General features: G+C 39.0%; 25 protein-coding genes. 12 read left to right on the top strand and 13 right to left on the bottom strand.

Going from position 1 to position 21066, the window contains the following annotated elements; genetic code table 11:
* The first annotated feature begins 78 nt into the window (after nt 1–78).
* The 3 genes from HMPREF9380_RS10690 (at nt 79) to HMPREF9380_RS10700 (ending at nt 1923) form a co-directional block, all read left to right on the top strand.
* A complete protein-coding gene (locus HMPREF9380_RS10690) occupies nt 79–942 on the top strand; it encodes a cation diffusion facilitator family transporter (RefSeq protein ID WP_002931616.1) in 864 nt (287 codons plus the stop codon).
* A 157-nt stretch (nt 943–1099) separates the two neighbouring features.
* Complete coding sequence (locus tag HMPREF9380_RS10695; RefSeq protein WP_002931613.1) at nt 1100–1696, top strand: hypothetical protein; 597 nt, start codon at nt 1100–1102, stop codon at nt 1694–1696.
* A gap of 2 nt (nt 1697–1698) precedes the next feature.
* Nucleotides 1699–1923 (top strand): helix-turn-helix transcriptional regulator, encoded by a 225-nt coding sequence (locus tag HMPREF9380_RS10700; protein ID WP_002931610.1) that lies wholly within the window; start codon nt 1699–1701, stop codon nt 1921–1923.
* A 214-nt stretch (nt 1924–2137) separates the two neighbouring features.
* Here HMPREF9380_RS10700 and HMPREF9380_RS10705 read toward each other — a convergent pair whose 3' ends face one another.
* From HMPREF9380_RS10705 to HMPREF9380_RS10750, 10 genes are all read right to left on the bottom strand, one after another.
* A complete protein-coding gene (locus HMPREF9380_RS10705) occupies nt 2138–3403 on the bottom strand; it encodes a tyrosine-type recombinase/integrase (RefSeq protein ID WP_002931608.1) in 1266 nt (421 codons plus the stop codon).
* Between the two features lie 89 nt (nt 3404–3492).
* Complete coding sequence (locus HMPREF9380_RS10710) at nt 3493–3741, bottom strand: MerR family transcriptional regulator (protein ID WP_001058391.1); 249 nt, start codon at nt 3739–3741, stop codon at nt 3493–3495.
* Nucleotides 3734–4339, bottom strand: coding sequence for a replication protein (locus HMPREF9380_RS10715; RefSeq protein WP_002931605.1), 606 nt, complete (start codon nt 4337–4339; stop codon nt 3734–3736). Before HMPREF9380_RS10715 ends, HMPREF9380_RS10710 begins: the two co-directional genes overlap by 8 nt.
* A 205-nt stretch (nt 4340–4544) precedes the next feature.
* Entirely contained in the window at nt 4545–5150 is a 606-nt protein-coding gene (locus tag HMPREF9380_RS10720) for a hypothetical protein (protein WP_000182709.1), read from the bottom strand.
* Complete coding sequence (locus HMPREF9380_RS10725) at nt 5147–6247, bottom strand: type IV secretion system DNA-binding domain-containing protein (protein ID WP_002931602.1); 1101 nt, start codon at nt 6245–6247, stop codon at nt 5147–5149. Before HMPREF9380_RS10725 ends, HMPREF9380_RS10720 begins: the two co-directional genes overlap by 4 nt.
* A complete protein-coding gene (locus tag HMPREF9380_RS10730) occupies nt 6247–6567 on the bottom strand; it encodes a hypothetical protein (RefSeq protein WP_002931600.1) in 321 nt (106 codons plus the stop codon). Before HMPREF9380_RS10730 ends, HMPREF9380_RS10725 begins: the two co-directional genes overlap by 1 nt.
* A gap of 201 nt (nt 6568–6768) precedes the next feature.
* The gene (locus HMPREF9380_RS10735; RefSeq protein WP_002931599.1) at nt 6769–7218 is read right to left on the bottom strand and encodes an RNA polymerase sigma factor; all 450 of its coding nucleotides are present in this window, start codon (nt 7216–7218) and stop codon (nt 6769–6771) included.
* A gap of 320 nt (nt 7219–7538) precedes the next feature.
* Nucleotides 7539–8954: a helix-turn-helix domain-containing protein gene (locus HMPREF9380_RS10740; protein WP_000667640.1), complete on the bottom strand. Its 1416-nt coding sequence runs from the start codon at nt 8952–8954 to the stop codon at nt 7539–7541.
* 50 nt (nt 8955–9004) lie between these two features.
* Nucleotides 9005–9343: a Cd(II)/Zn(II)-sensing metalloregulatory transcriptional regulator CadX gene (cadX, locus tag HMPREF9380_RS10745; protein WP_000711078.1), complete on the bottom strand. Its 339-nt coding sequence runs from the start codon at nt 9341–9343 to the stop codon at nt 9005–9007.
* Between the two features lie 11 nt (nt 9344–9354).
* Nucleotides 9355–9969 (bottom strand): CadD family cadmium resistance transporter, encoded by a 615-nt coding sequence (locus tag HMPREF9380_RS10750; protein ID WP_032907083.1) that lies wholly within the window; start codon nt 9967–9969, stop codon nt 9355–9357.
* A gap of 28 nt (nt 9970–9997) precedes the next feature.
* Here HMPREF9380_RS10750 and HMPREF9380_RS11960 point away from each other — a divergent pair, with 28 nt between their 5' ends.
* Nucleotides 9998–10183, top strand: coding sequence for a hypothetical protein (locus tag HMPREF9380_RS11960; RefSeq protein WP_002892741.1), 186 nt, complete (start codon nt 9998–10000; stop codon nt 10181–10183).
* A 78-nt stretch (nt 10184–10261) separates the two neighbouring features.
* Here the strand turns inward: HMPREF9380_RS11960 and rpmG are convergent, their stop codons facing one another.
* Both rpmG and rpmF read right to left on the bottom strand, forming a co-directional pair.
* Nucleotides 10262–10411, bottom strand: coding sequence for a 50S ribosomal protein L33 (gene rpmG / locus HMPREF9380_RS11245; RefSeq protein ID WP_001265622.1), 150 nt, complete (start codon nt 10409–10411; stop codon nt 10262–10264).
* Between the two features lie 15 nt (nt 10412–10426).
* The gene (rpmF, locus tag HMPREF9380_RS10755; protein ID WP_002894148.1) at nt 10427–10609 is read right to left on the bottom strand and encodes a 50S ribosomal protein L32; all 183 of its coding nucleotides are present in this window, start codon (nt 10607–10609) and stop codon (nt 10427–10429) included.
* Nucleotides 10610–10794: 185 nt separating this feature from the next.
* Between rpmF and HMPREF9380_RS10760 the strand changes: the two genes are divergently transcribed.
* On the top strand, nt 10795–11661 hold the full coding sequence (locus HMPREF9380_RS10760; protein ID WP_002931588.1) for a hypothetical protein: 867 nt from the start codon (nt 10795–10797) through the stop codon (nt 11659–11661).
* A 188-nt stretch (nt 11662–11849) separates the two neighbouring features.
* A complete protein-coding gene (gene ilvD / locus HMPREF9380_RS10765) occupies nt 11850–13553 on the top strand; it encodes a dihydroxy-acid dehydratase (protein ID WP_032907459.1) in 1704 nt (567 codons plus the stop codon).
* A gap of 82 nt (nt 13554–13635) precedes the next feature.
* Here the strand turns inward: ilvD and HMPREF9380_RS10770 are convergent, their stop codons facing one another.
* Nucleotides 13636–13977: a metal-sulfur cluster assembly factor gene (locus tag HMPREF9380_RS10770; RefSeq protein ID WP_002899327.1), complete on the bottom strand. Its 342-nt coding sequence runs from the start codon at nt 13975–13977 to the stop codon at nt 13636–13638.
* A gap of 180 nt (nt 13978–14157) precedes the next feature.
* Between HMPREF9380_RS10770 and hisS the strand changes: the two genes are divergently transcribed.
* The 6 genes from hisS (at nt 14158) to essB (ending at nt 21064) form a co-directional block, all read left to right on the top strand.
* The gene (gene hisS / locus HMPREF9380_RS10775; protein ID WP_002931585.1) at nt 14158–15438 is read left to right on the top strand and encodes a histidine--tRNA ligase; all 1281 of its coding nucleotides are present in this window, start codon (nt 14158–14160) and stop codon (nt 15436–15438) included.
* Nucleotides 15439–15601: 163 nt separating this feature from the next.
* A complete protein-coding gene (locus tag HMPREF9380_RS10780) occupies nt 15602–15889 on the top strand; it encodes a WXG100 family type VII secretion target (RefSeq protein ID WP_032907081.1) in 288 nt (95 codons plus the stop codon).
* 217 nt (nt 15890–16106) lie between these two features.
* Nucleotides 16107–19097, top strand: a complete 2991-nt coding sequence (esaA, locus tag HMPREF9380_RS10785) for a type VII secretion protein EsaA (protein ID WP_002931582.1) — start codon at nt 16107–16109, stop codon at nt 19095–19097.
* A gap of 6 nt (nt 19098–19103) precedes the next feature.
* Nucleotides 19104–19562 (top strand): type VII secretion protein EssA, encoded by a 459-nt coding sequence (essA, locus tag HMPREF9380_RS10790; RefSeq protein WP_002931581.1) that lies wholly within the window; start codon nt 19104–19106, stop codon nt 19560–19562.
* A gap of 1 nt (nt 19563) precedes the next feature.
* The gene (locus HMPREF9380_RS10795) at nt 19564–19803 is read left to right on the top strand and encodes an EsaB/YukD family protein (protein WP_002894139.1); all 240 of its coding nucleotides are present in this window, start codon (nt 19564–19566) and stop codon (nt 19801–19803) included.
* A 1-nt stretch (nt 19804) separates the two neighbouring features.
* Nucleotides 19805–21064, top strand: a complete 1260-nt coding sequence (essB, locus tag HMPREF9380_RS10800; protein ID WP_080560622.1) for a type VII secretion protein EssB — start codon at nt 19805–19807, stop codon at nt 21062–21064.
* Nucleotides 21065–21066 lie beyond the last annotated feature (2 nt).

Here is a 21066-nt window from a genome sequence, read left to right as displayed (position 1 = left end):
AGATGAAGAAAACTGAACAAGGTGTTCCGTTTTGATTACATTATACTATAAATTTAGCCAAACTGAAAGGAGGCTGCTGTGAAATCTAGTAAAAATATGACTATTGCCTTTCTGTTAAACTTTTCCTTTGCCATTCTTGAGTTTATCTTTGGCTTCATGTTCAATTCCAGCGCTGTACTAGCCGATGCCGTGCACGATACAGGAGACGCGATAGCTATCGGACTTTCTACCCTTTTTGAAAAAATTTCTAATAAAAAAGAAGACAAGAAATACACTCTGGGCTACAAGCGCTACAGCCTTTTGGGAGCCCTGTTGACCTCGGTCATCTTGCTGGTCGGCTCAACCTTGGTGATTATCGAAAACGTACCCAAGGTCTTTGCGCCTGAAAAGGTCAATTATGACGGCATGCTGGTGCTGGGTATCTTTGCCATTATAGTCAATCTAGCAGCCAGTAAGGTAGTCGGCCATGGTCATGGACACAGTCACAATGAGTCTATTCTCAGTCTCCATTTCTTAGAGGACATTCTGGGTTGGGTGGCTGTTATTCTGGTCTCTATCGTGTTGCGCTTTACTGACTGGTATTTTCTTGACCCACTGCTCTCCCTGCTTATTGCGGGCTTCATTCTCAGCAAGGCCCTGCCTAAGTTTTGGGAAAACATCAAGATTTTTCTGGATCACATCCCAAGCGATATTGATCTGAGTCAGCTTTATCAGGAAATTCTGGCAGTTGAAAACGTTCAGGCTATTACCCAGCTCAATGTCTGGACCACAGACGGTTTAGAAAAATTTGCCATGATCCATATCTGTCTTGAAAATCCAGATCTGCTGGCCGAGACCCAAACTATTCTGCGTCAAGAACTGCAAGCCTATGGTATCACCAAAATCACTATCCAGACGGATAGCAGCTTGGAAGAACATGATAAACATTGTGTCAGTAATTAAAAAACAGTCTCAATAGTTTCTGAGGCTGTTTTTTTATAGAATCTTTTAAAAATAATTTGAACCTCAACTCATAAATCCTTGATTTCTAAATCGCTATGTGATATATTTATAACATAAAGGGTGTTAAATATTTCTAACACTAGGAAAGGAGTCTATCATGAAAAATAGTCAAAAAACGGGTGGTCTCATTGCGATGATTGCCGCAGCTCTCTTTATTGATTTTACTGTTTTATTTGGTTCTAATCTTAGTTGGGGACCCAAGTTAGTTATTGCTGGTATTTCAGTGCTAGGTCAGATTGTAGCTATTTGGGGCTGGCTACACATGAAACCATGGCCATCTAAGAGTCAGAAAGGTAAGGGAAAGACTATTTTTGACTTGTCTGCTAAGCTGTACACGATGCTTCTGTTTGCAGCAACCATTTTTTATACAGTAGGGATTTGGGTTGCGACCCCAAGCGTAAGATCTGGCATTAAAGAATGGATTTTGGGAGTTGGCCTCGTTATTGAAGTGATTGTATTTGGTTTTTTCTCTTTGAAAAATGTCAAGGAAACTCCAGACGAACGCTTCTATGCGAATCTAGCTAAGGCAGCTAGCTTGATGTTTGTTTTTATACTAGGCGCACTGATGATCCTAGCAGTTATCATTGGGTACATGGGTTCTTTCACTCTTTACATAGGTCAGATTTTTATTAGCATAGCTGCCTTGATTTGCATCTTTGCAATTGTCTATCTTATCTTAGAACGGAGAGGATAACCATGGCTAAAGAAAGCAAGATTATCACCAATCTAAAATCCGTTCGCGAATCCATAGGTATGACCCAGCAGGAGCTAGCCGACCGCATCGGCATGCGGCGCGAGACAATTCTGCATTTGGAAAATAACCGCTACAATCCTTCGCTGGAAATGGCTCTCAAAATTGCTCAAGTTTTTAATTTGAAAGTAGAAGACCTCTTTGAACTCAGACAGAAAGAGGAGGCATAATTCTTTTCGAGACCTAGTATTAAGTTCGTTGATTAGTTAGGAATTGAAGCCAAAAGAAAAATCCTTTGAAACGTTGATTTCAAAGGATTTTTCTTATATAAATTACTTCACTTCTGTAAGAGTTAAATAATTTCTATTTTAGCTGTTAGAAACGTTGGTACATCAATGTTTCTAGAATGCTACATAATAAAAGGTAGAGTGAATGGTAGAGTAGTTATTGCGTTAGCTCAGCAATCTTTTCAAGATAAATCCCCACAGCTTCTAACTTTCGTTGTGGTGCTAATTCAGCGTAAGTATCCATTGTAGTTGAAATGGATTTATGTCCCATTCTGACTTGGAGTTCTTTCCAATTTGTTCCAGCATTAAGTAGCATTGAAGCATGAGTATGTCGGAATAAATGGAAACCATAGTTTGGTAATCCAAGACCTACTAACCTTTTCTTAAGAGTTGTTCTCTCGTTTCTGTCACACATATAGTTCCCATAGATTGTAGGGAAAATCAGTTTTGTTCTATGTCTGTTGTGCAATTCAAGATACTTGTTCATTTCGTGGTGGAAATCTCTGAGTTTTTCTATTATGGGGGGAGGGACAGGGACAGAGCGATTTCCTGCATCAGTTTTTGGTGTAGCTTTACAGATAACTTCCCCTTTTGTCCCATCTTTTTTATTTGCGGTTTTCCACATCAATGTTTTACTGACGTTAATAGAAGAATTTTCAAAATCTAGGTCATCAATCGTCAATGCAAGTAATTCATTTATTCGCAAAGCGGAGGCTAATAGAGTATTACAAATTAACTTAAATCTACGATTGGCTCTATTGTTATCTAAACTTTCAAGATAATTAAGCCATATTACAAGACCATCATCATGTAATACCATGATGCGTTGCTTATTTGATTTTGGCTTAGGTGGTATCTTAACAGTGCTAACAGGATTAGTGATTAGTCCATAGTTTGTAATTCCATAGTCAAAAATATCTTTCAACTTATGGATAACAGCACCAAAATCTTTAGCACTACCTTTATCAGCACGCTTTATACCAGATTCAATGGACTCTTTTGATTTCTTTGCCAAATCGTTTAACCAAAGCTGGATATCCGCAGATTCAATTTTATCTGGTTTGTAATCTCCAAATTTAGGGATAATATAATTATCAAGATAACCTCTTACTCTGTTCAGAGTATTATGCGAGTTAACCCAGGTTTTATATGATTTAAACCATTCTTCAGCTAAATCTTCCAGTGTATCAATGACGATAACTTTTTCTCGTGTTGAGCCATTTTTTTCAAATTCTAGTCGTGCTTGAATGATTGCTCTATCTAACTGTTTTAGTGTCTTGGCTGTAATGGTAGTAGTGACTTGCTTACCAGTTTTGATATCTTTTCCCAGAAATGTCCCCTTCAAAGTGTATGAGATGGACCTATCTTTTTTGATTTTTTTAATGACTTTTTTGCCATTATGAATAATTGTTTCAGTTTCCATATTTGCCTTTCTTCATGGATATTGAAGTAGGCTAAAATAGTTACCACTCTTTCTTTTAGATAAAACTATTTTAGCACAAATTTTCAGAATTAGGATTGTAAAAAGTTGATAATATCATCTAGTAGATAGAAGACGGTTCGAGTTCCCTCTATAGGAGGTTCTAATCTTTTTAATCCTTTTTGTTCCCAAGTTTTTAGTGTGTTTGGGGAGATATTTAGCTGTTTTAGCAATTCTCGCTGTTGTATTATCTTTAGTGGTATGTTCTGTTCTTTGATTTGAATGAGTTTGATAAGTGTTTGCAATAATTGTTCAATTTGTTCTAATTTTTCGTTATTCATTATTCTCTTTCTCCTCTGTGTTTGAATTATAGAGTCGATTAGGATTGTATCTTCGTGAATCTAGGTATTTGGCGAAGAAATATGTACGTTCAATGATAAGCCCTAATAAATTGGTATTGTTTGCTCGGGCATACCAGACCAATTCTTCAAATTCGGTAAAGTCGTTCTCTTCGATAATATCAACTACTTCATGTATAAAATCCGAGGAGTTCATCTCCATCAAGAATTTTTCTAAATTAAAGCCGCAACCGACTTCAATATCCTCAATGTTGTAGGGGGTCTTATCTGGATTTTCCGCATGGGTAAAGTAGTCAAATAAACCAGTGGGAGACATAACTACCTCCACATGTGCTGGACCGTTTAGTTTGTCACTGATGATATTTGATACTTGTGAATAGCTTTTCAGTGAATCAAAGAAGAAAGCACCGTGTTTGTGCGATTTCTTGAACTCTCCCGTCTGTCTATTAACGTCCTTATCGTGCCAAGGACTAAGAATAAACGGAATATGGAGTTCCTCTAATATATTCAAGTAGTTCTCTGGTGCGCTTTCCTCGTAGAAGAGAAAAGTCCATTTGGTTGAGCGCTGTTCTTTTGCCATAGGCAGTTACCTCATTTCTTTTGGGTTCTATTACTAAGGAGAAATGACAGGTCGTATGCAAAGTTTTTTTGAAAAAATTGAATTTTTTGTGATTATTGATTATTGACCTATTGGGGGTCGTAGTCACCCCAATAGGTCATGATAGAAAAGAATATAAAAAGGGGCTGTCTGGCTTTTGCTTAACGCAAGCCACAGCCCCAAGGGATTAACGTTTTTGTCCAGTGAACCACAATTGGTTACGAACTCGAATAGGAGAGGAGAAATAATAGTCTGCGTGTTGGCTGACGATTTCTTCTTTTAATTGTGCTTCCATCTCTTTTAGAATTTTTTGCCCTTGTTGGTCTCTAGGGACTTTTAGAAAAATAGTGATGGTATCTTTTCGTATATCTACGATACACTTACGAACAGCTCGGTTAAATCCGTTATGGATTGGGTTGATAGTAGTAACCGTCTGATGTTCAAGATTGCTTATCTTCTGTACTCGTTCACGCTGAAACAGGAAGTGTCGCAACAGAAAAGTGTGATAGACAGATTGGATATAGTTCCAAAGACTATCTGTTTTCAACCGTTGTATTATTTCTAATCCAACCAAAAATAAGGCAAGTAGAAGAGAAATAAGTGCAAATCCATGACAAACGGAACTAATGATATCCGTAATACTTTTGACCGTATCTAAATTGACAAACGTGATATTTGTTAGTTGAACGGAAAGATAATTGAATAACCATCCAAATGCAGAACAGATAGGTGCAAATAGAAATAAATATAGTATGAGATTAAAACTTCTCATAAAGTAGGTTTTATTGGTCATAGAATACCTCGTTTAGTGTAGTAGGTTGGACAGAGTAAGGGTAGAACTTGATAAGGGTGTTCATTGTCTATAACTTGAATGATACCTGTCCCATGTCCTGTTGGAATGACAATCCCCTCTGGGTCTAGGTCTGGAAATAAAAATTGAGTAGTTTTCTGATTGATATTTCCAATTTGTAACAATACGTTTAGCTGTTCCCTCACCGATATAGGAATGGTATTGTGGTCAAAACGCTGGCTTACTAAAAACAGATGGATTTTTGTAGCACGTCCTAACAAGGCAATCTGTGAGAGTAAGGAGAAAAAGGCTTCTTTGATACTCTTATTGACTCCCTCGGATAAAGCTAGGACTTCGTCAATAACAATAGTTAGATGGGCAAATTGATGATTGGGATTATCATATAAGATAGCTTGTCGTTTCTGAATGAGAGTTGCACACTGGCTTAATTGTTCATTAACCTGTGAGACAAAATCTGATTTTGAACGGTTTTCAACAGGGTGGATAACCGCAATGTGATTTTCCCTTGCCCATCGACTTGGTGTATCAAATTTAGGGTCAATGATAATCAAGTCAGACATATGCTTCAGTACACTCAAGAAGTAAGTGAGAGCGTACGATTTCCCAGAACCTGAATTTCCAGCAATAGCCCAGTGATTGACCCTATCTAAATTGAGTTCAAAGTGCTTCATGACAGGGATTTTCCCATGTGTTAAGCTGGCTGAAAACTTATCCAAATCGGGAATTGCCAACCGTTCTGAAATTCCTTTTTTCCAAGGGAAGAATAAGCCACGTTGAATGTGTAAATCATCTGTTTCTAGGGGGACAAAGTAGGTAGCATTTTGTTTTAGAAGCGTATATTGTGGGTAAAGTGAAGCATTGGCAATCAGAAATATTTTCTTGTACAAGTCGTCATCGAGGATATAGGCGCACGGCAGGCGAGGGACAAAGACAAAGCCGTCTTCTTGAATAATGACGTTAAAAGAATTAGTATAGCTGGTTTCCCCCTGCATTAAAGCCCCCAGAGCCATGTTTAGGCTCTGGAGCAGGTAAGATTGCAGGAAAGATTGGTTCAGCACATCACGAGATTGTGAAGTCATTATCGAACCTCCTTGATACCATTTGCTTTGAAGTAAACGTTATATTTGACTTCGCAGGCTTGTAGGGTGTCAAATTGAATCATGGATTGAAAAGCTGGAAGCTCAATCGAATCTTCAAATTTTACTTGGAAAGGGTCTTGCCCTTCCTGTACAAACCATGCTTTATAGGCTACGATTTCGCCAGTTGGTTTTCCTTCTTCAAACCGTTGTTGTGGTTCAAGTTCGGTACTGAGTGAGTAAATCGGTTGTTTTTGACTGATAATTTTATCAGCCAATGTAGTTGTATAACCACCTTTTGTGGTTTTCATTTTGAATGCCATGGGGCTGTTCCTCCTTTATTATTGAGAAATAATACGAATGCGACTTGCTCGGTTTTGGTCGTGAGCTGGACATAGTTGTTTTAGTTGTATACCACCTCCTTATTACTAAGGAGAATGAGACAGTTAAACGCAAAGTTATTTGTTGAATTTTTAATTTTTTTAACAAAAAATCCAGCGCCTCTTAGCACTGGATTTAAGGTATTAGCGATAGTCTTCTAATAAAGAAGCTAATTTTTCAAGCGCTTTAGAATAATGAGATTTGACAGTTACATCACTCATTTTCTTATAATGTTCAGTGATATAGCGAGCCGTTTCTTTATAGCTTGAACCTTGTTCCGCTATCATTTCAACAATCTTACTGTCAATTTCTGATAGGGATGCTTTAGCTTCACGAATAGCTTGTCTTAACTCCTCTAGGATTAAAGCTTCTTCGGGATTCAAATCAGAACTTGCAATGACATCATAACGTACAGACTTTTTGGCATTTTTGCTAGCTATTGTTTCGTCTTTGATTCGTCTATTGTGGTATCGGTCACGACGTTCTGCGTTACTTTGTTCTTGTTGAAGCAAACGAGTTACTTCATCCCAATTTTTAGCTTTAATAGCTTCTTTGATTTTACGCTCACGACGTTCTTGTACTTTATTACTCATAATGATGAGCTCCTTTCTGTCCTTTGGACAGAAGGAAACAAAATGAGCAAATATTGAACGCTGAGTATACCAAAAGGCACAACAAAGAAACAGCGAAACAATTCTATGCAAGACATGACCTTTATCGTCATGTCATCATATTTGTTTCAATCTGTCCTTTGATGGCCATCAATTTGGACTATTAAAATTTATATCAAGAGTTTTTCTTGATATATTCAGTATAAGGCGTAATGTTCTTTTATTTTTTACTTCTTTTTTTACTTCAATAGACTAATTTGTAAAACGAGGCGCAAAAAAAGACTAGGCGATTCACCTAGTCTTTAAAGAGCAAATTTTCGTATCTCCTCTTCACTTAATAATTTAATAAAGGCCTGTTGTACGTTATCTAAAGCGTGAGCCATTGACAGCAACTCCTTATTTAATTGTTCTTGGAAATAGTATGTTACTTGGGTGTTATTAGTCAATAACCCCACAATATGGCGATTGACGCTTGTATTGTCTAAATTAATATCATATAGGTCAACTAAATCAATAAGGTCGATTTCGCTTAGTCCTTGAGCTGCAGCTTCTTCAATTCTTTTCTTATCCTCTAGTGAAAATCTTGTTGGCTCTAATTGAATAGTGTGCCTTTCTTGAATTGGTCTTGTTGCATAAGGGTTGGAAACCCAACTGATAATTTCATCAAAAGTTCTTTCCTCAGTCCTTTCTATATCATTGGATTGATAAATATTAATGCCTAGATTTGCCAACTCTTCTTTAGAATATTTTTGATATAACTCTGCGATATCCTTACCTTGACTGAGTAATTTCATATAGTCCTCATATATCTGTGTGAATTTCACTCCATCTATTTGTTGACCACCAGTCATACTAAACGAATAGGTTGTTCTTCCTTTTTGAGAAATAACTAATGGGACGGATGTAAGGTAAGATTTTGGAATATTCTCTTTATACATTCTTTCTAATATATCATTTACCATAAATCCGATATTAAACAAGGGATTTTCTTTGAGTTTTTTTATTAGATTAGGGATAATTTCTGTCGAAACATTATCATACCACCATTTATTGATGAGAGGATCAATGTTTTCTTGCCTAAATGTTGAGGGTATGTCATTTCCGCCTAATTCAAATAGGATACCACAGACATTAACTTCAAATGATTTAATTAAATTATCCCCTAACATCAACCAAAGAATATCAAACATTTCTTCAAAATCAATGACAGTCAATTCATTGATGGTACGGGTTCTAAAACTTCTAGCGGGGTTATAACTTTTTCCACCAACCCATACGTCAATGTCATCTTTCTTGTGAAAAGTATCCATTTCAGTTTCAGTAGAAATCATAAATCTTTTTCTTTGAATATTGAAATTTGCAAATGTCTTGGCAATACTTAGACAACTTGATTGGATTGAAATTAAATCATCACTCATGAAAGAATATAGTTTTTCATCTACAGCCTCTAAATCTCTATATAAAATAGAACTGAAAAAATAATGAAACAGATTCTCAATAAACTCATCTAACTCTCCAAAAACGATATACGTATAGCTCGAAGCGGTTAGAGCATTTAAATAAACTAACATCGAACTCGTAATTGGTCGCTTACCACTTTCAACTTGACTAACTTGACCTGCATTGCCTAGTTCGCTTTGTGTAATATTGTATTTTTTTCTTAAATTTTTGATACGAGTAGGTATTTCTTGTGAATAATTTTCTTCAAAAAATTTCATATATAATCCCCCTATAATCATGGAAAAGTAGAAAGTAGTAGAAATAGTTGTTATCCTAGTTGATTAAAAAAATCTCTGATTTCCTCATCTTTTATAAAATAATATATAATTTTCCCCTCTCTTCTAGTGTCCAAGATGTTTTGATTGGCTAGTTTACGAAGATGGTGGGAGGCAGATGCCATACTGAGATTTAATAAACAGGCTATATCGCAGACACAGAGTTCTTCGACGGCAAGGAGATAAAAGATGATATTTATCTGTTTATTATCGGTAAATTTTGATAAAATGCGAAGTGATTTTTGGACTTTTTCCTTTTCAAGGTAGTTCGTTGCGGTTGTAACATTTTGTTGATTTATAACATCCACTTGACAGATACTATCTTTTTTCATAATTTTTTCTCCTAGTCGAACACAGTCCTTAGCATGTCAAAGCTGTTGTTTTCAATCAGGATATACATCCCCAATCCTAAATAGACAACGGCAATAAACCATCTGCTATATTTTTCCAAAGTTTCTCCAACAGAAGGGACTTGTGCTAATTTTTGTGCAGAAAAAACCAAGAGATAAATCATGACTAGAAAAGTAAGTAAAGTCACTATCAAATTCGCTAAATTTAAGGTGGTAAAATATGGGACAAAGACACCAATATTGTCAGCGCCACAACTTGCAAAAGTAATCATAGCGACTAGAAAAATCAGGTTTTTATTGTCTTTTCGCAAACCATCTTTTGCAATAGCTTCTCCATCAGAATCTCCTAAAAGCAAAACTTTTAGGCCTAGGAAAATTGGAATCAAACCGAGTAAACCTAAAATCTCTTTACTAGGAATATAATTTAAGACAAATGCAAAAAGCAAACTTAGGAATATTAGACTAACAGAGCCTAGAAATTGTCCTAAATAGATGTTAATGATGTCTTTTCTGCTTTTTCTTTTGGCAAAAAATAACATTAGGATAATAAGTAAGTCTACGGCTGTCCCAGAATACAGGATTATTGAAGTAACAACATTTTGAATCATAAAATACCTCATTCAAATATATTTTTGAATGTATTCTAACATTAAACTTTGTAGATGTCAACTTAAAATCCACCAAAATATAGATAAGAAGTTAGTGTACCAAATATTAAAAAGCCCTGCCATCGAAATGATAGCAGGGCTTAACTTCAATATCCAGATGATATATTTATCTAAAAAAGGTAGAGTAAAAGGTAGAGTTTTTATTGATTTGTAGTGCGATATAATGAGTTTCAAAAAATCAAAAATCGCTTAAAATCAATATTTTGACGTCTATTGACGTGTACTGAAACCCTTACTTAACTTCTGTAAACACAACGTGCTTGCGAAGTTTTGGTGAGTATTTCTTCAATTGAAGACGGTCTGGTGTGTTGCGCTTGTTTTTAGAAGTGAGGTACAAGCGTTCACCAGATTCTTTGTGTTCAAGTGTGATATTTACGCGCATGGTAGCTCCCTTCTATTATTCTGCTGCAGCAGCTTTGGCAATCTTACGGCCCTTGTAGTATCCTTTAAGGGATACACGGTGAGAGCGTGAGTAATCACCAGTAGTTTCGTCAAAAGTTACAGTTGGAGCTGTCACTTTGTAGTGAGTGCGGCGTTTGTTTTTCTTCGCTTTAGAAGTGCGACGTGCAGGTACTGCCATTGTTTGTTTCTCCTTTTAGTTTATGAATTCGATTCAATTTGATGATTTTCATCAACTTTAACAGTATAACAAAACTTTTTTGTAAAGTAAAGTTACTTGACAGATTTTTTTAAATCTTTTCTGCTTAGGTTTTTAAAAGAAACCCGTTTTTCCGTATGCTATAATAAGAACAAAGGAGGCGGACTATGAAAGCAGCATTAAAATTACTTGGTCTATTCTGGCTGGGAATCATGTGTATTGTTTTAATCTTTTGGGGAGTGAAAAGTTTTCGTGATTATCAAACTATGAAAGATGTGGAAAAGCATTTGACTATGGATTTCCAAAGAATGGGATACAAGGGGAAAGTGACAGTCAAAAACTACGATAGACCGGCAGGTTATGGGGAGACCATGGACTTTAGCTATAAAGAAAAGATTGATGGAAGACTTTTGACCTTCTCAGATAGCGTGGATTATGATCCGACAACCAAGCAATACGAAGCTTCAAGATTAAGTCCCGTACCTGAGGAAACTGAGACAGGCTTAGATGATAGCATTCAGTTGGAAGCCATGTGGCAGCAGCCTTATGTTCAGAATCAGTTTAAGAAAATGAAGTCGGTCTTCAAAAAGCTAGAAGATGAGGATCTGACTTTAAAAGAAATTTCAGGTGAAACAATGGAAGTGCTTCATCAGGATGACGGACAAATAACCTCAGAAATGCTAGATGCTGGGCAAGCAGAGCTAGTTCAGGATTTCCAAAAGAACAGGCAGAAAGGCTTGCCTCTCAATGGTTATTATAATGTTGATGTTGAGTCTTATCTGCAAAAACATACTCTGCAGCTTCGAGTGAACTATGAGCTATTAGTTGATGATTTGTATGATGATGAGAAAGCTAGAGATAAGTACCCCGGAGTCTTTTTTCAAAAGCTTAAAAAGTTAGACTACAGTCAATTTTGGGATGGTTATTACCTAGTAGGCTATGATTTGAGAGAGCGTTCTGGTAGCGCTAGAGGCGGTATTTCTGAGGTGATTGTGTTGGATATTCGTGGAGGTAAATTAGTTCGCACTTTTTAGATTTTTACTATATTTTAAGGAGAACTTGTTTATTTAAGGAATTAAGCTAATAGGCTTTAATTGCTTAGGATTTTTGAGGAAAATTCATTTTTTGAAAAATTCTGAAAATTTTAAAATTTTCCTCTGTAAAATACAGCCTAAGTGTGGTATAATAAAGCACAAAGATTACTGCAATGAAAGGGAAAGCTATGACAGATAAGGATATTCGTCACAGAAGTAAGATTTATGACAGTATGGTTAAATCTCCTAACCGTGCCATGCTTCGCGCGACGGGGATGACTGATAAAGATTTTGAAACGCCTATTGTTGGGGTGATTTCCACTTGGGCGGAAAATACACCCTGTAACATCCATTTGCATGACTTGGGCAAGCTGGCCAAGGAAGGCATCAAAGCAGAGGGAGCTTGGCCTGTCCAGTATGGGACTATTACGGTTGCGGACGGGATTGCCATGGGAACGCCGGGCATGCGCTTCTCTCTAACCTCACGCGATATCATCGCAGACTCCATCGAGGCTGCCATGGGCGGGCATAATGTGGATGCCTTTGTAGCCATCGGGGGCTGTGATAAAAATATGCCAGGCTCCATGATTGCCATTGCTAACATGGATATTCCTGCTATCTTTGCCTACGGCGGAACGATTGCGCCGGGGAATCTGGACGGCAAGGACATTGACTTGGTTTCTGTCTTTGAAGGAATCGGAAAATGGAATCATGGCGACTTGACAGCTGAGGAAGTGCGCCGCATCGAGTGTAATGCATGTCCTGGACCTGGTGGCTGTGGCGGTATGTACACGGCCAATACTATGGCGACGGCTATTGAAGTTCTGGGTATGAGCCTGCCAGGCTCCTCTTCTCACCCTGCTGAGTCCAAGGACAAGCAAGAGGATATCGAAGCAGCTGGTCGTGCTGTTGTGAAAATGCTGAAAATGGGGCTGAAGCCGTCTGATATTTTGACACGTGAAGCCTTTGAAGATGCAATCACAGTGACTATGGCTCTGGGTGGTTCTACTAATGCTACCCTGCACTTACTGGCCATGGCTCACGCGGCCAATGTTGAGCTGACGCTAGATGACTTTAATGTCATTCAAGAGAAAGTGCCTCATTTGGCTGATTTGAAACCGTCAGGTCAGTATGTCTTCCAAGATCTTTACGAGGTTGGTGGAGTACCGGCTGTGATGAAATATCTCTTGGCGAACGGCTTCCTGCATGGTGATCGCATCACTTGTACAGGTAAGACGGTGGCAGAGAATCTAGCAGAATTTGCTGATCTGACACCAGGTCAAAAGGTCATTATGCCGCTTGAAAATCCAAAACGTGCAGACGGTCCGCTTATCATCTTGCATGGTAATCTAGCTCCAGACGGCGCTGTTGCTAAGGTTTCTGGTGTTAAAGTCCGCCGTCACGTTGGACCAGCTAAGGTCTTTGACTCGGAAGAAGCCGCTATTGATGCGGTACTGGCCGATGAAGTGGTCGATGGCGATGTGGTTGTAGTTCGCTACGTTGGACCAAAGGGTGGCCCTGGTATGCCAGAAATGCTGTCACTTTCTTCTATCATCGTAGGGAAAGGTCAAGGGGACAAGGTGGCCCTTCTAACTGACGGCCGCTTCTCAGGCGGTACTTATGGCTTGGTTGTTGGACACATTGCTCCGGAAGCTCAGGATGGTGGCCCGATTGCCTATCTTCGTACAGGCGATATGGTCACGGTTGACCAAGATACCAAGGAAATTTCCATGGCAGTCTCTGACGAAGAGTTGGCGAAACGCAAGGCAGAAACGACCATCCCACCGCTTTATAGTCGCGGGGTACTTGGTAAATATGCTCACATGGTATCCTCTGCCGCTAAAGGTGCAGTTACAGACTTCTGGAAACCGGAAGAAACTGGTAAAAAATAGCTTATATATGATAAAAGAACCCGCTAGTTTTTCTAGCGGGTTTGGTGTTTTTATTTTAAATGTAGATAAACTAAGTACCTTCTTATCTAGGACTGATTCCCAGAGCAATGCGGCCGAAACGGCTGATACGGGTGATTTTCCAAGCAGGAGACCAAGTAACCTCGACAGAGGCACTTTCAATCTCATCGATTTTCTTAAGAGAGTCCATGATGGCGATGGGCAGACTCTCAGCACAATCACAGGCTGTATCGGTAAAGGTCATGACAACCTTGCAGTGGCCATTTTCGTCTAAGTTAATTTCATAAATCAACCCTAAGTTATAGACATCCAGCTCTACATCCGGATCGTAAATACGCTCGAGCTTCTCCACCAATTTATCCTGAATGGCAGCTGCTCGATCATTGATTTTGATATCGTCTCTCATGGCTATCCCCTTCTATCTGAGTTGAATTGTTTTTATTTTCTCACAATTCAGACTTTTTTTCAAGCCATTTTGGAACATGAAAACGGATTTAGTTCTTCCAAACGAAAAATCCCTTTCGGCCTCCTCAAAATGGCGGACTTATGATAGAATATAAGTACTAAAGAAGGCGGAGGTCAGAAGATGAAATTACAAAAACCTAAAGGAACTCAGGACATTCTTCCTCAGGAATCAGCCAAGTGGCAGTATGTAGAAGGCTTTGCCCGCAAGACATTTAGAAAATACAATTACGGTGAAATCCGCACGCCAATTTTTGAGCACTATGAAGTCATCAGCCGCTCGGTCGGGGATACGACAGACATTGTGACCAAGGAAATGTATGACTTCTATGACAAGGGCGACCGCCATATTACGCTGCGTCCAGAAGGGACAGCGCCCGTGGTGCGTTCTTATGTAGAGAATAAACTTTTTGCTCCTGAAGTGCAAAAGCCTGTCAAAGTCTATTATATGGGCTCTATGTTCCGCTATGAGCGGCCTCAGGCTGGCCGTCTGCGCGAGTTTCACCAGATTGGAGCAGAGTGTTTTGGCTCTAATAATCCTGCTACAGATGTAGAAATGATTGCCATGGCGGCTCAATTTTTCAAGGATATTGGCATTACCAATGTCAGCTTGGAGCTTAACTCGCTAGGGAATCCTGAGAGCAGAGCTGCTTACCGTCAGGCCTTGATTGATTATCTGACCCCATTGAAGGCTAGCCTATCAGCAGATAGCCAACGTCGCTTGGAGGAGAATCCGCTGCGCGTGCTGGATTCTAAAGAGCCCGAGGACAAGGCGGCTGTAGAAGGTGCTCCGTCTATTCTGGACTATCTGGATGAGGAGAGCAGTAACTATTTTGCGGCTGTTCGTTCTATGCTAGAGACCTTACAGATTCCTTATGTCATCAATACCAATATGGTTCGTGGGCTAGACTACTATAATCACACCATTTTCGAGTTTACGACAGAGGTGGCTGGCAGTCAGCTGACTATTTGTGCCGGTGGCCGTTATGATGGGCTAGTTGCTTACTTTGGTGGTCCAGAGACGCCAGGTGTTGGCTTTGGTATGGGCTTAGAACGCCTACTTCTCGTACTTGACAAGCAAGGAGTAGAGTTGCCGATTGAAACCGCTCTGGATGTTTATGTAGCTGTTTTAGGACCTGGTGCCAATGGCAGAGCTTTGGAGTTAGTGCAGGCTCTCCGCGCACAAGGATTTGCGGCAGAAAGGGATTATCTGGACCGCAAGCTCAAGGCTCAGTTTAAGTCGGCTGATACCTTTAAAGCCAAAACTCTTATCACCTTGGGTGAAAGCGAAGTGGAAAGTGGCCAGGTGACTGTTAAGAATAATCATAATCGTGAGGAGATTACTGTTAGCCTAGACCAAATCCAAGAAAACTATCAGCTTATTTTTGAAAAATTAGGGTTTTAAGCCTCAATAAATCATGCATTAAACGCTGATTTATAAAGAAGTTCACGATCGATGGTTGACAATGTGACAATATTTTTTAGAAAAAATATAAAAAAACTCTTGAAACATGGACTAATTATTGTTATAATAAATGCGTTATATAAATTTGCTAAAGGAGAAAACTATGGCACAAATTAAATTAACTCCAGAAGAACTTCGCACATCTGCACAAAAGTACACTCAAGGTTCAGAGGAAGTTACTCAAGTTCTTAATAACTTGACTAATGAACAAGCAGTTATTGCTGATAACTGGGATGGTTCTGCATTTGATAGTTTTGAAGCACAATTCAATGAATTATCTCCAAAAATCAAAGAATTTGCACAATTGCTTCAAGATATTAACGCTCAGTTGGTTAAAGTTGCTGACATCGTTGAGCAAACTGACCAAGATATCGCTGCACAAATTCACTAATTTTGTTATAACGGCTTTAGGAAGGCGAGAGCCTTCCTATTTTTGTAAAGAATAAAAAAGCGGCTTCTTTCATTGATTGGAAGAAGATCCCTATCATGTTAAGGCAAGCTCTAACAATCTGAATCAATATATGAATTAGACTGTTAGGGCTATCTGTGTCTTTACTATGTGCTCCTTTATATAACATTGAAGAAAAAAGAAAAAGAACTTAGTATCTATGGGAAATAAAAAATTACTTAAATATGTAGGAAATGTTGTTTTAGTCGTTGCTCTGCTAGCGTCCGTGGTTACTCTGAATGTCGCTGTACAAAAAAATACAAGCAGCGCTAGAGATGGCAAGATTAAAACAGATCAAAAAACTAAACTGAATGTCGCGGTCGTTAATGAAGATCGGGCTGTAAAGGTTGATAAGAAGGAATTTAATTTGGGGTCCAGCTACGTAAAAAATCTGGAGCGTGATGACTCACAAAATTGGTATATTGTAACTCGTGGTGCTGCGGATGCCGGACTAGAAAATGGTAAGTATCAGCTTGTCGTGACAATTCCAAGTGATTTTTCAGAGAAAATTTTGGATGTTAATGCTATCAAAGCCGATAAAACAACTGTTTCTTACAAGGTAAATGCTGCTGGAAATATGCAGGTTGAAAAAGAAGCTAATAATCTAGCTAAGGATATAATCGCTGACTTAAATAGTCAACTTGTTGATATGTATATGGTTAGCATTTTGAGTAATCTATATACAGCTCAGCAAAATGTCCAAGCTAGTTCAGAGGTGCAAATAACCAATATTGGGAATTATCGAACCAATTTGTTGGAATCTGCTATTGGTTCTAAAAATATCTTTCCAACCTTAGTTAGTATGTCCTCTTCCTCTGTTGAGGCTAACAACTCTCTGAAAAACACTTTAGAAACCTATACTAAGGCTTTTGATGATTTGGATAATTCTCAAGCAGCCTATGGAAAGAATTTTGATAGCCTTCTGAAGCAGCGGATTAGTGATCAAACAAGCTACGAAGAGTTCATGACTCAATTGATTGCTATGGATCGTCAACTTTTGGATGAAGAGACTCAGAAGTTATATTCAAGTTTGGAGGATACGCAAAAAACTTTGAGTGAGCAGTTGCGTGCTTCTGATAAGACTAAACCTGAGACACTAAAAACATATGCAAGTCTTACTGATGATGTCAATAAACAGATTGCTTCTTTATCTGAGAATTTGAAGGCTGAACGTGAAAAGTTAGCTGAGCACGAAGGAAATATTTCAAATTTTGTTAAGAAGAAATTAACAAGCTACTATGGAGTTAATGACAAGTCGCAAATCACCTTAGAAACTGTGCTTGGAAAAGGTGGTTCAGATACTTTAACTAACTATGAGACTTATTTAAGAAATCAAGCAATCAATGCTATAGAAAAAGTTCCAAGTAGCTATCCAAGTGATTTAAAATTTGGTCTTTCTATATCTACGTATGATTTTGATAATAGTGCTGCCGACAAGTTTACTCAAAATAGAAGTAATGCAGCAGCAGAACTGGTTTACTTGGCATCTCAGGCTGATGAAGCAGCTAGTGCGGTTAGTGGCCCAGTGGCTGGGAAAGAGGGGACGAAAGCTACTGTTTCTGTTCAGGCTCCATCAGGTATGACAGTCACTTCAATTACCTATGATGGTAAATCTGTAACTGATGGTCAAGAAATTACGCTAGTCGAGAATGGTTCTTTTACTATTCATTTTAGTGTTGAAAATGAGGAGGCAGCTAAAACAGTTAACAGCTCCGTTGGAATTTCATTGAATGGTGTCACAGTTGCTACTACTTCGGTAGATGTAAGTGCTGCTCAGACTGCTGCAGCTTTATACGGTGCCAAAGTACAGGAAATTTCTGCTTCCTATGAAAAAGCTAAGAATGCGATGGATACGTACAATGACTTCATCGAGCTTAAAAATGAAGATATGTCTGAGGCTTTATCTAACCTTTTAATTGAGGCTGTTCAGAATAATTTGAGTGAATATCAAGAAAGCATCACTCAGAGTGATACTCAAGATAAGGACAATAAAGACAATCAAGAGCCTTCTGGAAGTATTAAAGGTCGATTAGATACAGCTTTGAAGAAATTGGAAGATTTAGGTCCAGACTTGCAAAATAACCTTGAGCAAATTGAGAAAAGCAATGAGACTCTAACAGAAGAAATTTCTAAACAGCTAGCCTTGTATAAAGATGTACAGCAGAAATTGAAAGATATCTCAACTTCTCGAGAGACCTCGTCAAAAGCATTACAAAAAACAGATGCAGACATGTCATCTCTAAATTCAGAGTTCACTTCCTTGCTATCTTCTACCTCAGGTGTTAAGGCTTCTTCACAAACGAATGTCCAAGCGGTCGACAGTGTTAATCAGATTTTTAGTAACTTTAATCGAGAGTTGGAAAATGCGCAGGGAACGACAGAGAAATTGTCTGCGAATGCTGAAAGCTTGATGGGACAATTTAATAAAGAATTGGAAGACAATGGTAACTTTGTGGAATCTTTTGTAAAGGTTCTTAACAATGCCTATGAGAACGGTGTTCCTAATGAAGTGTTGTTGGATTTCCTATCTAATCCGGTTGCTCAGTCTTCTTCATCTGTCAAAGCGACTGTCAATGTTTACCGTCCATTTACTTGGATTCTCTTATTGGAAATCGTCAGTCTCTTTACGGCCTATCTTTTTGCAACGCAAAATATTGTGCGCAAGGTTAAAGATCGTTTTAAACTGAATAAATTACAAGATACAGATATTACAGCTGTAGGCATTCTAGCTTTCCTTTCTTTGACAGTAGGCTTAGTTATCGGTATTGTCTCAAGTGTTCAGCTTCATATTAGCAGAGAGTATGTGCCATCTTGGGTTTTACTGATTGTGATTGCAAGTTTTGTCTTGATTCAAGGGCAATATTTGATTCTTAAACACTTGCGAGTGTTGGGTATGGGCTTAGCTTTCTTCATGATTATCAGCTTTGTATATCTATCCAATGCTATTGGTACGACAGCCAGTCTGACAGGTTTTCCTGCCTTTATCAAGAGCTTGAATGTGCTGTCACTCTTGGAAGGTATGTTGTCAGGTTACTTTGACGGTAAGACCGCTGGTTTCTTTGCTATCTTTAGTATGGTTATTGTATTAGCTCTGTTGGTTGCAGCTAATATCTTTATCAAGACTAGAACATTAAAAACTGAGGAAGTTTAAAAGAGTATGAAAAAAATTCTGTTTTTATTCTTATTCCTAAGTTCGTTTGCGGTGACGGCTGTCGCCGCAGATGAGCTAAAGGATAATCGTCTGCAGATAGATAATTCGCGGATTGAAAAAGAGCAAGAACTGAACTTTGGAGCACAATCGGAAGGCACCAAGTCTCTTTTCGTTGCTGAGAATCAAGAAAAAATTCAGGAAATGAAGCAGTATCAAAATAAACAGTTGGCCACAGAAGCGGGACAACTGTTTTCTGCTATACAGGGGCCGACGGATATTTACCATTCCAAGGAGCTTTTTCAGCCGGGAACGGAAAAATTGTCCAAGCTGCAGACGAGTTTGAAAAGCGATGAAGAAAGCAGCTGGGATGATTTTCTGCCAGGAGTAGTCTACTTTGTAGCAGCCATACTCTTGGTCAGTATGACTGTCTTTATCAGCTATCGTATCAGTAAGGGAGAAGTATAACATGGAAGGACATATCAATATCACCCTCCGTTTGCGGGATAAGGACGTGGATATTCGCATTCCTAAGCGGATTGAGGTCCGGCGCTTCATTCGGGAGATTGATCAGATTTTCAATATCGAAGGAAAGCGCCATAAGTATCAGCTGCGGATTATTAACAAGGGGTTGATACTGGATGAGGGCAAGGTTTTGGCTGATTATCCAGTCACAACGGGAGATTTAGTAGAGATTGAGGAGATTTAAGGTGACTGAGGAAAAATTTGTATTTGCTGAACAAGAGTTTATCTATGAAAAAAATGACAAGAATTGGAGCCTAACGCTGAAGCGCTCGGATGTGGCAACGCAGGATTTGCGGGAGCTCTTGCTTTTGGACCTGCATCATCCGCTTTTCTTGGAGCAGGAGACTAAGGCCGACCACGATAGTGTCTACTTCACCTATCAGATTGAGCCTTTAGGGCTTTCTAAAGAAGAGATTGAAAAGCGTACAATTTCTGAGCGGATTCGTCTGGCTCTCAATGTGTTTGCCCTAGAAGCTGCATTGGAATTGCCGGTGACTTTTTTGCTGCATCCTAGCAATCTCTTTATTACCAAGGATGCGCAGGCGAAGATTGCTTACCGTGGTGTTCCAGGTATCATGACACCTCAGGCTATCTCTCGGGAGGACTTTTTGCGTCAGGCTAAGTGCTTTGCGGTGACGCTCTTTGCAGATCTGGACTTTATGGAGCTTTACAAGGGCTCGTTAGAGCTAGAAACTCTGCCGGATTTCCTAGTGGAGCTGCGTGAGGCTGACAGCCTGGAAGATGCGGTTGCTGTTTTGGAGAAATCCTATCAGGAAAAGGCTGCAGAAGAAGCGGAGAAGCAGACATTGGTCTCCAAGCGCCAGCATAAGATTTTCAAACTGGCGACCATCTGGCTGACAGCAGCTGTTGTGATTTTGACCATTCCTTTGATTTATTTGATTTTCATACAGAATCCTTTCAAGGAAAAGCTGTTACAGGCGGACACTGCCTTTATAAAAGTGGACTACAGCAAGGTCATCGATGAGCTGGAGGGCATCTCTCCTAAGAGTCTGCCGAATACACAGAAATATGAACTAGCCTACTCGTATATTCAGGGACTAGAATTTTCCGATGATCAGCGTAAGGTCATCCTGAACAATGTCACACTAAAATCAGATGATTTGTATCTCAATTACTGGATTCAAGTTGGACGTAATGATTTTGAAGATGCTTTGGACACAGCCAAACGGATTAATGACTCAGATTTAATCATTTATGCATTGACAAAACATATGAAACAGGTTCGTGAGGACGATAGCTTGTCTGGTAAGGATCGGGAGAGTAAGCTTGAGTCTTTGGAGAGCGAGTATAAGAAATACTGGGATAGCCGTAAAGAGCTTCTGACTGGCGATTCTAGCTCTGGTGCTTCTAGTGAAAGTGCTTCATCAGGAACAAGCTCTTCCTCCAGCAGTGAAGCGTCATCTAGCAGTAGCGCGAAGGAGTAAGT

Origin of the sequence: Streptococcus sanguinis SK49 (assembly GCF_000212815.1) — a bacterium.
GTDB classification, from domain to species: domain Bacteria; phylum Bacillota; class Bacilli; order Lactobacillales; family Streptococcaceae; genus Streptococcus; species Streptococcus sanguinis_C.
The sequence above is the reverse complement of the archived record's forward strand: the minus strand, read 5'-3'. Positions and strand labels throughout refer to the sequence as shown.